The sequence below is a fragment of the Arthrobacter sp. KN11-1C genome (assembly GCF_052180225.1).
Lineage (GTDB): Bacteria > Actinomycetota > Actinomycetes > Actinomycetales > Micrococcaceae > Arthrobacter.
The window spans coordinates 1,283,347-1,297,437 of the sequence record NZ_CP197467.1; the positions used below are offsets into that span (position 1 = coordinate 1,283,347).

Genomic DNA, 14,091 nt, shown 5'->3' on the forward strand with positions numbered 1-14,091 from the left:
CACCGGTGCCCGACTTCGGCCATATGGATCGTTAATTCCCGGGGTTCGGCAATCTTCCATGACACTTTCGGTTTACTAACTGGTAGGTTGTCGGCATTGGGGCGCAGTGGGTGCTCCCGCGCGCTGAAACGGACTTCCCTGATGAGTGGTTACTACCCGCCTGATGAGTGGTTACTACCCGCAGAACAATGACCTGCCGCAATCGTACGGGCCGATGGTGTCGCTCTCTTCTCTGGAGATGAAACGCTCACGGTCGCTGCGGACGACGGCTGGGGTCTCGTGCCTCATCCTCACCGCGGGGGCCGTGTTCTATGCAGGCCTAGACGTGTCCTTGCTGGGTCGTTTCAGCGGCGCCACTGACATGCTCTTCGCTGCGTCTGCCGCAGTGTACGCGGTCGGTGCCGCTGCCTACCTCGGAACCGGCATCTGGCTGCTCTTCACCCGTAAGACGACGTCAAAGGCCCCGCTGATTACCGCAGCCGCGGTGGCCGGCGTTGCCGTGGTCCTTCTGCTGTTGGGGCTGGTGACGTCCCCGGCGGGGAACCATGCACCGCAATACGGCAGCCTCGGGCTGAACTTGCTCATGATCATTCGGGCCATCATGGCGCTGCGTATCCGGCCGGTCCCCGCCGTCGTTCCGGCCGCGCGGTTCTAAGGGGGAAACGATGGTGAAACGGGACTACCGGCCAGACACCGCCAACCTCATCGGACGAATCCTCATGGCCGCCGCTGTTACCGTCACGGCAGCCGGCTGCACTTATGTCGCACCGGAAAACGCGTCCGGCACTTCAACCAATGCGGTGTCCGGAGCGTCGAGCCCCCAAGCAGCCCCGACATCGGTGGCCGCCTCGTGGGATGCCCCGTTGACGGGCCGGTTCATTAGCCAAGGCACTCGGACCGTGGGGGTCGTGCACATCGCGGAAACAGAGGCAGGTGCCACCCTCACGCTGGAGAACTTTTCAATAGCCCCGAATCCGGACTTGAAGGTCATCCTCAACGAAGGAGCCTTATCCAAATACACCTCGGGGGACATGGTGGTCGAAGACCCGAAGTTCTTGGACATCGGTGGCAAGTTGCAACCCGGGCCCGGCTCCCAAACACTCAACTTGCCCCCGTCCCCGCCCTTCAGAATCCGAAGCGTCACGATCATGGACTCGCGGACGGGCGTTGCCTACGGGACGGCCGACCTGACCCCGGGCTCGGACGTAAAGTAGGCCAGTAATGACGTGAGCGGCCACGGCCAGCCTGTGGGTGGGAAGCACCGCCCAGCCAGCCTCGCGTCAGATACAACATGGTGGACTCTGTTGGCGGACCTCCGTGTAGGTTTCCTCCAAATAGCCACCGTCATGGCGGGCATCGGAAAGGTGATCGGGCATGGCTCTCGATTGATACCGGCGCCCACCGAAAGTTGACGGCGTGCTGGAGTGTCATATGGGAGTACAGGACAGCAACTCCGGTTAATACCTCAACCTTAGCCATCGGAACGCCAAAGACGACCTGGGGTCATTGTGCTAGGCGTCAGAATCTGGAGCCGAAGTAAAAGCCCAGAATGCCCGCAAGCATCACGACGAGGACACCTTTGCAGGTGGGAAGCCACTGTCGGAAACGGGTCCCTCGGCTGTTCATTTAGTCCCTGTTTCCGACATGCTCCTGCCTTGGTCGCCGAGTCCCGGTCTCCGGGACTCGGTGGCCGGGGTGCTCGGTGTTCTTTGGAGCAGCAGGATGTTGTCCTCCCTGTAGATTTCCCTGAATCCTTTTGAGGTGAGGAATTTCAGTGCCGTGTCAGGGGTGTAGTTCCCGTCCCCGCCGCCGCCGGAGTTGTTTTGTGTCAAATCCACAATCGCCCACGAGGCGGTATCGGACTGGCGTCCGATCATCCCTACGGATGTGCGATTGGTCAGGTGCGGCACCAGCCGGTCGTCCGCTTCCACGAGCACGCCGTCGGGCACCATGTCTACGATCCGTCGCTGGGCCTCCATATGCGGGGTGGCAGTCCAGGCCTCGGTCGTGAACAGCTGGCGGACGGGAAACAGGGTCAAGGCCAACGCGGTTCCGGCTAGGACTCCGGCCAAGAACACGGCAGGTGCCAAGGTGCGCAGCCAGGCAAGGGGCTTGCCGTGGCGGATGAGTTTGGCGAGCAAATCGACTGCGGCCATTATCAGGATCGGACCCAGCACTGCGTTGTATTGGAACGCTGTACTCCAGGTACCCGGTCTGTCGCTGAGGAGTCGGCTGAGCAGAATGGGCGCCGCCAGCAGTGTGTAGGCCGATCCCATCGGCAGCAGGCCGAGCGGGACAAACAGGGTGCCCCACAGGAGCTGTTTTGATTCGTTGTTGAACAGCAGGACCACCATCTTGAGGGGGTGGCTCAAAAGGAAGGCGACGGCGGCCCCCAGGGTGGGTCCTAGATCGGAGTATTGCCAGTATCCAAATGTGTGGTGGGCGTTGAAGTTCGGAATGACGACACCCGTCACCACCAAATAGGCACCGAGTCCCAATGCAAACAGGCCCGTTCCCAGCCGCCACCGCCGGCGGAGCAGGACAACCAGGGCCACGGCGATGACCACGAAACCCATGTCTTCGCGGACCATCAGGAGCACCAGACAGAGCGCCGTCACCGTGCGATATTTCCGTTGGTCCAGTGCGTGGATGATCCATGCCACCAATGGCACGCCAAAGGCGATTTCGTGGAAGTCGAAGGCAACCAGGCCTTGGAAGGGCCACCAAAACAGGTAACCAGCGCCCACCAGAAATCCCGGCACCCGTCCCAGCCGGGAGCGCGTGAAGAGGTAGACAGGGAACACTGAGGCAGCCAGCAGTACTGCCATGGCGATCCCCAGCATTCGGGGGTCATCCCACAGCCAATACAGCGGCGCGAGCACAGCGATGATCGGGTGGAAGTGGTCGCCCAAGATGTTGACGCCGGTGCCCTTGATCTGGCTGTAGGGCGGGGCAAAGCGGGAGTACTGGCGCACCACTTGGTCAAAGATGCCCAAATCGTAACCGGCCGACTGGAACCGGGCGAACCGTTGGAAAGAGAAAGTGGAGTAGAGCACGGCGGCGACCAAGGCCAGGGCTGCCACCCATCGCAGGTCCGGGCCAAACAGAAAGTAAATCCTGCGCAGGAGACCTTCCGGTCTCAGGGGATTATTCCGGTGCCGGGATGGGCCGGCCGTATTCCTGCTTGCCTTCACGATGTCCACTGACACGAGCAATTCCCCCTGGTATGGCTTTACGACTTGCCTGTTTTCGGGCAGCACACATCAACCGGAGCACCCCGGGGATGTGGTTGATGACGAACGAGCCCTATTTCGGTGGCATCGCCCTTTGGGCAGCCCTGAATAGGCTGGGTCCGCCCGGCATTACACGGCACTAAGCCGGTCGAGTTGAGGAACCCGGCATGATGGGCATCAGCCCAACAACCGGTGCTCGTAGGCGAAGGCCACCAGCTGGATCCTCGTGCGGACACCGAGCTTGGCCAGGATGCTGCGCACATGGGACTTCACGGTGGCTTCCGAGGCGAAAACATTGGCCGCGATCTCGGCGTTGCTCAGGCCCTTGGCCACCAGGAGGAACACGTTCTTCTCGCGGGCGGTGAGTTCCGCGATGGATTCAAGATCCGGTCCGGCCGCCGGTGCCGGGGCCGCGGCGTGCGCGAAGAGATCGTGGGCCGCGCCCGGGGCGATGACGGCGTGGCCGGAATGCACCGTTCTGATGGCCGCGAGAAGGAATTCCGGTTCGGCGCTCTTGAGCAGGAATCCGCTAGCACCGGCACGGATGGCCTCCACCACTGCCTCATCGCGGTTGAAGGTGGTGAGTGCAATAATCTTTGGCTTCCCGGCCCCTCCAGCGCGTGCCGAGGTGACAATCCGCTGTGTTGCCTCCACCCCGCCCATGACGGGCATCCGAAGATCCATGAGCATCACGTCCGGCGCCAAGGAGCCTGCAATGGCGACCGCTTCCTGCCCGTCGCGGGCGCTCCCGCAAAAGATCATGTCCGGCTGGGATTCAACCATCATCTCGAGGCCGGCCCTGAAGAGGACCTGGTCATCGACCAGGGCAACCCGGATGCGGGCATCGCCGTCGAAATCATTCATGGGTGTCACCGCCCAGTCCGGCGAGTTCGGCCGGGACGGAAGCAGCTTCTTCTTCGCCGGGCCCTGCGGCACTGGACAGTACAGGCGGGCCGTAGGGGATGAAAGCGTTGACCAGGAACTCTCCGTCGTCGGGCTCGGCCGTCAGCCAGCCGCCGGCCAGGCGGGCTCGCTCACGCATTCCAGGGAGCCCCCGACCCATCCCGGGAATGGTAGAGGCGTCCTGGCGCTCCCGGTCTGCGGCGGTGGAACTAATGACCTGAATGGCCAGCCCCGGGCCGCTCCAATCGAAATGAACCCTGACGGCTGCCCCAAGTTCACCATGTTTGAGGGCGTTGGTGAGGGATTCCTGCACAATCCTGTAGACGGCCAGTTGCTGGCCCGCCCCCAGTTCAACAGGGGTGCCGGAGACGGTCCGGGAAAGCGCAAGTTGGCCAGCCATTCCGTGCACCAGTGCGCCCACATCGCCCAGGCCGGGCTGGGGCGCGGTAAGGCCGTCGCGCACGCCGCCGTCGATGACCCGCTGGGCCTCCACCAGAGCCTTCCGGGCCGAGTTGGAAATGTGTTCCAGAGCTAACCGGACGGGAGGCTGCAACTCGCGGCTGACATACCGGGAGCCGTCCGCCTGGGCCACGATCACGGCGAGGGAATGGGCCAGGACATCATGCAGGTCCCGGGAGATGCGGCTGCGTTCCTGCTCGACAATGAGGTCCACCTCGGCGGCATGGAGGCTGGCCTGGGCGGCCGTGCGTTCTTTGGCCAGGAGAGCCCGTTCCTCGAAATTACGGATCAAATAGCCGGCCAGCCAGCAGACCAGCATGATCACCAGCAAAAGTGAAGCGCCGGCTGCCCAATAATTGACCATTGCGTTCGGGCCCGCCCAATTGTTGATCATCACGAAACCCTGACCGGCCGAATACCCCGTGTATTGCCGGGAGAGCAACAGGAACGACATCACACCGGCATAAACCGGCGACAGCCCGAGCCCGGCCCAGCGGACCCACCGGTCACCGTTATAGGCGACGAAGAACACGGCGAACGGGACAGCGAGATTCATCGTCCAAAATTCGGAAAACACCGGATTCACCCAATGCATGCCCTGCGCCAAGAGGAACCCTCCCACTGCCGCCAGCGACAGCACAGGGTAGCGGGCAGAGACCGCGATTGCCGCCGTGAAGATGATCAGCGTGTGGGCTACCGGCCAGCCCCAGAAACCCCCGTAACTGGGCGTGAGGTACAAATACCAGTACGCAAGGTAGGCTGCCGCCACAACTAGCGCACCCCACTGGCGTGCAAACCCCCGAAGAATCCTCATAAATCCACGCTATCCCGCCCGCGGCGAGGACCGCCCCGGATTCAAGATTTCCTAGCCCTGCGGCTATCGGAAATAGCCGCAGGGCTAGAACGGGAGGCCACTCGTAAGCCAAGGACGACTCCGCGGTTCTCGAAAACGGGGACGTGGGGCTGCTGTGCGACGTTGATCCTGCATCAGATGCACCATGGTGGAGTCCGTGTCCTGTCGGTGCCCGGAGCTAGAGTTAAGAATCGAACATATATTCGAAGAAGGCGTGTCGCACACAGTCAGGCTGAGGGTCGCATGGTAAAGGTCGGCACCAAGGGCCGGGTGTTACCTGCGGGGACGCCGCTGCCCTGATCCCAAGGAATACCACCGAAATGAATAACGCTTCTTACCAACATAATGTTCGGAACTGCGTTTAGCGGGAACTTTCACTGCATCAAGGGATGCTATGTCCGTGACGAGCGGATGCTTGATGAGCAGGCGCTAAACACGACTCGCATGACCTACTTGGCAGAGTAAGGCGCCATTCGACAGCGGTCTCGGTCGGCCCGAATCGTGTTTAGGGAAGATATATTTGTGTCGGTTGCGACCGTGGCCGAACGTTTTCGAAAGGGACATCCGTCGATGGGCATCATCCGCAAATCAGTAAGCATTGCGTTCACCGGCGGTCTAATCGGATTCCGGTCGAATAAGGAAAAGATCGCCCGGAACACCCGTCTGACAGCCAACGCGATGCGCGAACAGAACAAACTCATTCGCGAACAGAACGCAATTTTCCAACAGGAAGCCGGCCCGTCGGTGGCTCCGGCCCCCGCCCCCATCTCTTCCAGACCGAACAACCTAGTTGACCGCCCTCGTCAAGTTGTCGAAGATGCCAACTATGCTCCCCCATCTATCGATGAGGCTGTGGAGCTTACCAAGACGTTCCTTGCTGCCGACGGGTCGGACGGTGGCGACAATGCCTTCGAATCCTTCCGGGCCCAGCTTGTTGAAGCCGCTGAACTGGTGATTGATACCCAATTTGGATCTTCGTCTATGGTCCAGCGGAAGCTGCGCGTAGACCGCTCGAAGGCAGAGCTTATAATGACATGGCTTGAAGCCTGCGCGGTAGTTGGTCCGAGCGAGGGGATAAAAGCTCGCGATGTACTTGAGCGACCCCTGGGAGCTGAAAAGGCGGCCATCGTAGGTAAGGTTTTTGAGCGAAGTTTTGGACAAGCAGCGGCCCACATCCAGGAAACAGGCTTCCTAATCCAGAGCCCTCATGTTTCCGAAAGCCGCTCTGTGGCATTGTCCGCTTCCGACGAAAGCGAGGACGCGGAACTTCAATCGATACGTGGTGGAAAGTTCATTATCGTTCGCTCGGCTGTGAAGAATACCGGCAAGAGTTCGCTGTACTTTTCCGATGGCTACCCCATCGAGATCACCCTGCAAGATTCCGAGCAAAGAAACTTCGATCCGATAAAACGTCTCGAACGGGTTGCGGGAAACCCGTCGCTGGACACCCAGTGGCAACCAGGCTTCAGCTTGGACATCTCGTGGGTTTTTCTTGTACCCGAAGAAACCCCACTCTCGGGAGCGGGACTGAGATTTCGGGCACTTGCGGATTCGAGTTCCGATTGCACCTACGGCTACATGGCCCTGGGAATGGTCCCCGACGCGCAGAACGAGGAACTGACTGCCTTGAATGACCCATCCCCTGGGGTGCAGACCGCATAAAACGCGGAGTTTGGCCCCGGCCAGGCAGGATCTGACTGAGGGGGAGCCTGCGGGCTTCCGGATTCGACCGGCTGCGGAGGCACCGTGTGCCGGCGGTCCTGATGGCGGGGATCCTCGCAGATTCTCTCCGCCTGTGATTCGGCTCACTCGGTAGCCGCATACGTCTGGAGTTGGCTGAGTCTATTGGTGGACCTCCGTGTAGCTTTCCTCCAAATAGCCTCCGTCATAGGCGTCGGCAACCGCGGCAGATCGCAACAAGCATGGTGACAAGCAGTAAACCTGAGGTTGCATCAGTGAGGTCATTGGCAAGCTAACGTCCGCTTGCGGTCGAAGTGCTTTTGGACATAAGGGCCTCCCAAGTTTGGGTAGGTGACGTGCGATGCGGCGCCGCAGCTTGCGGCTATCCGGGAGTGCGTGGCTGCGAAGAGTTCCCTCTCGGCGGCGGCCCCGGCGAGCTAGCATCATGCGATGACCCTACGATTTCGCCTTCAGCTGCCGATTCCTTGTCCTGAGCATCAACCAGATGCCAGCGGCGAAGACGAGGGAAAGGACTGCAATCGGCATAAGCAGCGGCAGCGCGAAGATGTTGCCGACCGCTGCCCCTATTCCGGCGATGGTTCCGACAACGACTCCGATGAGGACCAGCACAAGGGACCTTCTTCTCCAGGCCCTGCCATCACGATCGGTGAGGTCCGATAGCTTGGATTGAGCGGTGCTTTCCGGTTCATATAGCTGGGCAACGAACCCACTAACCAGGACTGGGAATATCGCCAGGTCCGGGTGGCCCCCCGGACGGTCAAGACCGGGTTGCGCGACCATGCTCAGGATGATTGTCACTAAGACGAGCCCGACGAGCGTGAAATATTTCCACCGCCGGCGGGTCAGCACAAGGCGCCCCGCTTTGGTCCTCCCGACCATGACCACGATCGCCAAAGCAAGCTGTCCGACGGCCGCGAGGATCGAAAGGATTTCCGAGCGTCGGGTCCCGGTCGCTAGTCGCTGGATACCAATAAAGGAACAGCGATGTGGCGGCGAGAGCGATGATCACCAGGCCACCCGCGATCCGGAGTGTCGCGTCCGTCTCTTTAGATGCCATGCGCTAAGTGGACTCGTCGGCTGTTCGGTTGTCAATAAGCGTAGGTGTGGCAGACTGCCCGGACTGTGCACGCTACTGCGCGGGTTCATACCTTGTAGCTTTTCCCTGATCCGGACCAGGAATGGGGGGCGTTCTTGGAGTGCGGCCCTTTATATCGAACCTTACGTGCGGCCAAGAGCGTTCCCATTGTTCACCACGGCGGGTATAGGACGGCAAGGGATCCGCGATGCGCGGAGGATGCAACATGGTGGTGAAGGCGCGCTGTCGGTGCTCGGCGCTAAACTTAGAAATCGAATATATATTCGAAAAGAGCGTGTTGTGCGCGGGCCAGGTTGGAAGTCGCATGGTATATGCGACGATGCCGCGGGCAAGTGGCGAGCTGCGCGCGCCTTCGGGCTTGATCGCGAGGAATAGCGCCAATATGAATAACGCCACTTACCGACATAAGCCCGCGGTGATGCGCCGCATGCAGGAAATCGCCCACATCGATGTCAACTGCTTCTACGCCTCGGCAGAGCGGATCTTCGATCCTTCCCTCGAAGGCAAACCGCTGATCGTCCTGTCCAACAACGACGGCTGCGCCGTGACACGCTCCGACGAGGCCAAGAAGCTCGGGATCGTGCTGGGTGAGCCGTGGTTCAAGCTCGCCCCCCGGGCCAAGGAATGGGGGCTCGTGGCGAGGTCCAGCAACTACGAGCTCTATGGCAGCATTTCCGCCAGGGTGATGGAGCTCCTGGCCCGGTACTCTGCCTGGCAGGAGGTCTACAGCATCGATGAGTGCTTTCTGGGCGTCAAAGGCTCCGGAGAGGATCTGCTGGCCCTGGGACGAGCCATGAAGGACGCCTGCCGGACCCACATCGGGGTGCCCGTCTGCGTGGGCATCGCCCCCACGAAGACCCTGGCTAAGCTCAGCAACAAATGGGCCAAACACAACCCCGTTTTCGAGGGGGTGTGCCGGTGGGAATCCGTGCCGGCGGCCGAGCGCGAAGCGCTCATGTCCCGCCTATCCGTGAGTGAGATCTGGGGCGTGGCCACCAGGCTCACGAAACGCCTGGCAGGGATGGGGATCTACTCGATCCTTGACCTTTCCAAGGCAAACCCCGTGGCGATCCGGGACAAGTTCTCGGTGGTGATGATGCGCACCGTCCTCGAGCTGCAGGGCACCCCCTGCATTCCCATGGAAGAAGAACGGATAGGCCGGGACCAGCTGATCTTCCCCCGGTCCTTCTCCAAACCAATCACGACCGCTGCCGACCTGCGCCAGGTCATGAGCGTGTACGCGCAACAGGCCAGCGCCCGCCTGGCCAAACACGACCTTCAAGCCAAAGTGCTCACCGCCTTCGCCGGCACCTCCTACTACAGCCCCGGCGACACGTCCTACCCCTCCGCGTGCGTCGCACTGCCCATGCCCACCGCAGACCCGGTAATCCTCACCAAAGCCGCCCACGCCCTCATCCCCCGGATCAACGACGGCGTGAAATACGTCCGCGCCGGAATCATGGTCACCGACCTGCGCCCCAGCGGGAACCAAAAACCGTTGGAGTTGTTCGAAAACGTCCACGAGGAACGCGGCATCGGCCCACTCCTGGAACAAGTGGCTGGCAAATACGGCCGCGGCTCCATCGGGCTCGGGCACGCCGGCATCAAGGGCGGCCCGGACTGGACCATGAAACGAGACATGCTCTCACCCAGGTACACCACTCACTGGGACGAACTGCCCCTTGTCAAAGCCGCCTGAACCCCCAGCTGCCCTGCATCACCGTCTCAAGCAGCCCTTCCCGGATACAGCCGCCGTGTAGAACACCGGGGAGTAGCACCTTGGCCAGTGTTCATGCCACCCTTCCGATCAGACAATTGCGCGTACGGACGTGACATCTGGCAGTTATAGAAAGTTATAGGCGGCTATATGAAAATCCCCATAACCGCCTATAACTTTCTATAACTCGGCATATCGGTGGTCTTGACCCTCCGAAACCCTGTGCTGAGAGTTTGGTTTGTAGCCCCGTGCAGTCCTCCGACGCGCCCGCTGCGGGCTTCCATCCAGATGCGCATCCCGCAGAGGGCGCGTCTCCGGTGACGCGAATCCCTTGGCTGTTACGGAGCTTTCGGAGATGATGAACCCATCGGACTGAGAGGGGTGAGGCAATGTCTAATGCGGACCTGGAGGCCAGAGCCTCCAGGGAGGAAGCCATTCGACGGATACACGGCGATATCCTTGCGGCCCAACTCCGAGTTGCCTTGGACGAGGTCCGGGGACGACAGACGCCGGAGGCGGTAGTCCGACTTGCGCAGCTAACGCCCCCGAAGCTTCCATCACCATTCGACACTTTGAGGACTCCGGAAGGGAAGCTGCGGACAGATCCAGCGTCACGGAAAGAAATGGCTCTGCACGTGCGCCGCAACATTCTCGCCGCGCAGTTAAGGGTGGCTTTGGACAAGGAACGGGGTCGGGTGACCCCCGAAGCCGTGAAGCGATTGGCCCAGATGGAGCTGCCAACATTGGAATAGTTCCCTCACAGTGTGCTTGAGTCGCGCGAGGCGTGGTACGGCGTCGGAGTTATTGACGGCCATGCATAAGGCCTGGAAAGTCCTCGACGTCAAGCAACCCAGACGACGGGCCGCCCAGTTGGGGGGTGATCCCAAAATTACGGAGTCAGTAGCGGACAATTTCCGTATGACCAACGAACTTAAAATCGGTGACCGTCGGCATGGCGGCCTCTTTGACGAAAACCCAGACACTCCGGACATCAGCGCAACTGTCGAACGCTCGGAAGATGGGATCTATGTCTCGATGCACTGGGATTCAGGGAAGAATCCCGAGTATGGCCGATGGTTCACCAACGACGCCTTCTACCCAGACCAAGACCCCGACCAGACCCTGCCCGAACCTGAGTGTCCGTCCGAACTTATCTTCCGTGACTCGCATGGGCCGATTACCCTGCTCGGATGCCGCTCTGACGGTTATGACACCAACCTGTTCATCGGCACCGGGCGGATCTCTGTCGGGGCTGCAATCCTCGGGGCCTCAAGCCTGTCTTACGCAAAAATAAACGGTCTGCAGTGTGAAGTGTCGGGCCTGCGTTTCTGGCTCGGAACAACGAGCATCCGTCAGACGCACTCGTTCGACGACGAAACTGGAATGCAGCAGATAAGCATCAAGCTCCTTCCCCCCGAGCCAATCACCATTCCCGATTCTGGCCTTACGCTCCGCCCCACATATACGAAGTCAAGGACGCTGCATTCGCTAGAAATCGGAGATTCAGTCCGTTTGGAGCATAGAACAGAAAACGAAGCGACTTGGCACACCCACTTCGGCGCACTGCGAGCCCTTCGTGACCTTCTAGCCGTATCGCGCTGGCGTTCAGAATCCTTGATCGCGGAGCGAGTGATGCGCTCCGATGACCCAGTGCAGGGACTCACCGGCAGCGTCGGAACGCGCGAGCAATGGTTGGACGTTATAGACAACACTTCATCATTACCCAAAGAAGATACGTCAAGAACTGCGCACCTCATTGAATACGCGGAGCTGGGACCGGACGGGATCTCCCGCTGGATCCAGCTCAGAGAGGACTTCTCCCGCGCTTTTGACCCCGCCGTTTCAAGTCTCTATTTGGCGAATCTATCCACAGAGGTACGCCTGTCACAGGTGGCAATTGGTCTGGAAGCCCTGGGATATCTGATCGCTGTTCGGGATGACGGGATATCCGAGTCCACGGCCAACCGAATGAATTTCAGAACGCGGCTTGATCGGATTGTTCAAGACCTGGATGGAGTTCTTCCCTTCGTAGAGGCCAACGCCAACTGGTCCCAAGATATCGCCGACGCATACAACGCCCTCAAGCACGTCAACCGGGCCGCTCCCCAACCGGTCGACATTGCCAATGGTTGGCGTGAATGCGTGCTGCTATTCCGGGCTTGGATTGCAAGCGAGCTCGGCGTAGACCACGCTGTCCTTACCCAACGAATCCTCGAGGACACGTACATTCGCCCGTTTGTTGCCATCGAAAGGATATGACCTGTCCGCCTACTCGACGTGAATCGCTTGACGCCGGTTCTGCTCTCGAGGATCCGTAAACGGAAGGGTAACGGCCCATCACAAGTCGGAATGCAGTGGTCGTAAACGGAATCTCGTCGGCCAAGATAAAACGAGCATCCCACAACGGCTCCGGGCTTCGGCCCTAACCGCCGAGCCAGTAAAGTGCTACGTCGACATCTCTGGCTGACCAATTGTTTCCGTGCCGGTTGGCCATCGATCGGAGGCGTTCTACAAGATCCATATAGCGTGAATAGCGGCCCGGCGCGGGGGAGAGGGTGTGGCCCAAGATTTCCAATCCGGTTTGGGCCCGTCGATCGTAGACCGCCATACGCTCGGGTGCTGCGGCCAGCAGCAGGGCCGAAGCCAGCGCGTCTCCTCTAACGAATCCTGGGAGCGGCGACAGAGCACTGCGGCCGCTGGCTGCCGCCGCAGGCACTGGCAGTGAATCGTCGCTTACTGCGGACACGGCCTTCTTCGTTACTTCTCGTATTTCCTGGTCGGTCATGGTCATTAGACCGCGGACCCAGGTTGTGTCGGCACGGAGCCGTTTCCAGAACAGAAGAGCGCCGATATCCGCTTTGCCGATGCTCCCGGTGGCGCGGATACGGAGCGCAACTTCATGGAGAACCTCATCGTATGCCGGAGAGGTGGCGGCCTTGTAAGCGGTATGGGCTTCACGAAGTGTTTCCCAATCCTGCGGGTCGTCCATGAATTCAGATGTTGCGTCGGTCTTGTCCATAGTTTGGAGCATGCCACAACCGGCACCGCCAACGGCCGACGCCACTGTCCGTTTCAACAAGTGTTAAGGAAAAAAGAAAGGATGCATGTCTCGGTATGCAGCGGTCGCAGTGTGGGCCACCTTAGAAAACGATAGCGACCCGTGCCGAAAGTTTCAGCTGCGACGCCTGATCATTGCCATTCTGACTCTAAGGGAGGGGGACACCCCTGAATGGCGATACGTAGGCATTGATTCAGGCGGGCTCTGTCGGTTCTCCGAGCTATTGTCAAAATATGTTCAACACCACAGGGTTCCTCAGCAAGGACGTCACAGACCCGAAGACCTCTATCGGCCAATATGTCCGTACCAATTTTCCCAATATGAAGCCGCTTCAGGCTGAATATAAGGCACTTGCAGGCGACCTAGTCATCGACTCAATGGGGGCAAACGCCAGCAACGTCGGAACTGCTGTCGATTTGATCATCCGTCTAATCCTTGAGCCTGACGAGACCCCGATGTCGGCGCTCATCCTCTATCCGTTCAACACGACCTACCACCAGGTTGTCCACGAACTCGCTGGCCTGGTCGGCCGGTCGGGCGATCGCGAACTAGCCGCTCGGGCAGCCTGGGCTCTCGCCCTCTGCGTCAGCGCCCACCGGGCAGGCGCAGCCTGGGCTCCTCTTGTACCCGATCTGGTCTATAGCGGCGACTTCACCGTTGACACGATGCTTGAGCAAGCCGATGATGCCGCTGTCGCTGAGCTAGTCGCATTGAGAGATCTCTCCGAAGAACGCCTTATTCCGACGCTCACAGGTCCCTTTAGCCTTGGCCCCACCTTCGATCTCTCGAAGCTCGGCCCTACTCGACGCATCGCCGCGGAAGCTGACCTCGTCGCGGGTGGATTGCTAATCGACGTTAAGACCACTCTTGCTCCAAAGAACAAGGCGGGACTTCGCCCTGACGTGTTGAACCCAATAATGTGTATCAGCTTCTCGCCTATGCGCTGCTGGACTACTCAAACCAGTACAACATCGACCGGCTGGGTATCTTCTCGGCTCGCTACGGCGTGCTGACCGAGTGGCCTCTTGAGCGAGTTACGGCTCAGATGTCCGGTAGTAAATTCGACTTCCC

Annotated in this window: 11 protein-coding genes; 6 read left to right on the forward strand and 5 right to left on the reverse strand. The window is 60.1% G+C overall.

The window, feature by feature from the left end:
- Window positions 1-163: 163 nt before the first annotated feature.
- Both ACSBOX_RS06065 and ACSBOX_RS06070 read left to right on the forward strand, forming a co-directional pair.
- Complete coding sequence (locus ACSBOX_RS06065; protein WP_442545241.1) at window positions 164-655, forward strand: hypothetical protein; 492 nt, start codon at window positions 164-166, stop codon at window positions 653-655.
- A 10-nt stretch (window positions 656-665) separates the two neighbouring features.
- Window positions 666-1,214 carry a DM13 domain-containing protein gene (locus ACSBOX_RS06070; protein ID WP_442545242.1) on the forward strand — a complete coding sequence of 183 codons (549 nt, stop codon included), beginning with the start codon at window positions 666-668 and terminating at the stop codon, window positions 1,212-1,214.
- A 408-nt stretch (window positions 1,215-1,622) separates the two neighbouring features.
- Here ACSBOX_RS06070 and ACSBOX_RS06075 read toward each other — a convergent pair whose 3' ends face one another.
- From ACSBOX_RS06075 to ACSBOX_RS06085, 3 genes are all read right to left on the reverse strand, one after another.
- Window positions 1,623-3,209, reverse strand: coding sequence for a DUF2079 domain-containing protein (locus tag ACSBOX_RS06075; RefSeq protein ID WP_442545243.1), 1,587 nt, complete (start codon window positions 3,207-3,209; stop codon window positions 1,623-1,625).
- 201 nt (window positions 3,210-3,410) lie between these two features.
- Window positions 3,411-4,097, reverse strand: coding sequence for a response regulator (locus ACSBOX_RS06080; RefSeq protein WP_442545244.1), 687 nt, complete (start codon window positions 4,095-4,097; stop codon window positions 3,411-3,413).
- Entirely contained in the window at window positions 4,090-5,409 is a 1,320-nt protein-coding gene (locus ACSBOX_RS06085) for a sensor histidine kinase (RefSeq protein WP_442545245.1), read from the reverse strand. Before ACSBOX_RS06085 ends, ACSBOX_RS06080 begins: the two co-directional genes overlap by 8 nt.
- A 561-nt stretch (window positions 5,410-5,970) precedes the next feature.
- Between ACSBOX_RS06085 and ACSBOX_RS06090 the strand changes: the two genes are divergently transcribed.
- On the forward strand, window positions 5,971-7,110 hold the full coding sequence (locus ACSBOX_RS06090) for a DNA translocase FtsK (RefSeq protein ID WP_442545246.1): 1,140 nt from the start codon (window positions 5,971-5,973) through the stop codon (window positions 7,108-7,110).
- 474 nt (window positions 7,111-7,584) lie between these two features.
- Here the strand turns inward: ACSBOX_RS06090 and ACSBOX_RS06095 are convergent, their stop codons facing one another.
- Window positions 7,585-7,758, reverse strand: coding sequence for a hypothetical protein (locus ACSBOX_RS06095; RefSeq protein WP_442545247.1), 174 nt, complete (start codon window positions 7,756-7,758; stop codon window positions 7,585-7,587).
- A gap of 905 nt (window positions 7,759-8,663) precedes the next feature.
- Here ACSBOX_RS06095 and ACSBOX_RS06100 point away from each other — a divergent pair.
- Together ACSBOX_RS06100 and ACSBOX_RS06105 are read left to right on the forward strand one after the other, a co-directional pair.
- The gene (locus tag ACSBOX_RS06100) at window positions 8,664-9,944 is read left to right on the forward strand and encodes a Y-family DNA polymerase (protein WP_442545968.1); all 1,281 of its coding nucleotides are present in this window, start codon (window positions 8,664-8,666) and stop codon (window positions 9,942-9,944) included.
- A 936-nt stretch (window positions 9,945-10,880) separates the two neighbouring features.
- Entirely contained in the window at window positions 10,881-12,221 is a 1,341-nt protein-coding gene (locus ACSBOX_RS06105) for a HEPN domain-containing protein (RefSeq protein WP_442545248.1), read from the forward strand.
- 163 nt (window positions 12,222-12,384) lie between these two features.
- Here the strand turns inward: ACSBOX_RS06105 and ACSBOX_RS06110 are convergent, their stop codons facing one another.
- Window positions 12,385-12,981, reverse strand: a complete 597-nt coding sequence (locus ACSBOX_RS06110) for a hypothetical protein (RefSeq protein ID WP_442545249.1) — start codon at window positions 12,979-12,981, stop codon at window positions 12,385-12,387.
- Window positions 12,982-13,253: 272 nt separating this feature from the next.
- On the opposite strand from ACSBOX_RS06110, the gene ACSBOX_RS06115 reads away from it, so the two are divergent.
- Window positions 13,254-14,033, forward strand: coding sequence for a hypothetical protein (locus ACSBOX_RS06115; protein ID WP_442545250.1), 780 nt, complete (start codon window positions 13,254-13,256; stop codon window positions 14,031-14,033).
- Window positions 14,034-14,091 lie beyond the last annotated feature (58 nt).

Excerpts from the sequence above, each read along its gene's own strand:
- ACSBOX_RS06085 (WP_442545245.1), bottom strand. The coding sequence starts at position 5,409 with ATGAGGATTCTTCGGGGGTTTGCACGCCAGTGGGGTGCGCTAGTTGTG.
- ACSBOX_RS06080 (WP_442545244.1), bottom strand. The coding sequence starts at position 4,097 with ATGAATGATTTCGACGGCGATGCCCGCATCCGGGTTGCCCTGGTCGAT.
- ACSBOX_RS06110 (WP_442545249.1), bottom strand. The coding sequence starts at position 12,981 with ATGGACAAGACCGACGCAACATCTGAATTCATGGACGACCCGCAGGAT.
- ACSBOX_RS06115 (WP_442545250.1), top strand. The coding sequence starts at position 13,254 with ATGTTCAACACCACAGGGTTCCTCAGCAAGGACGTCACAGACCCGAAG.
- ACSBOX_RS06070 (WP_442545242.1), top strand. The coding sequence starts at position 666 with ATGGTGAAACGGGACTACCGGCCAGACACCGCCAACCTCATCGGACGA.
- ACSBOX_RS06105 (WP_442545248.1), top strand. The coding sequence starts at position 10,881 with ATGACCAACGAACTTAAAATCGGTGACCGTCGGCATGGCGGCCTCTTT.
- ACSBOX_RS06065 (WP_442545241.1), top strand. The coding sequence starts at position 164 with ATGAGTGGTTACTACCCGCAGAACAATGACCTGCCGCAATCGTACGGG.
- ACSBOX_RS06100 (WP_442545968.1), top strand. The coding sequence starts at position 8,664 with ATGCGCCGCATGCAGGAAATCGCCCACATCGATGTCAACTGCTTCTAC.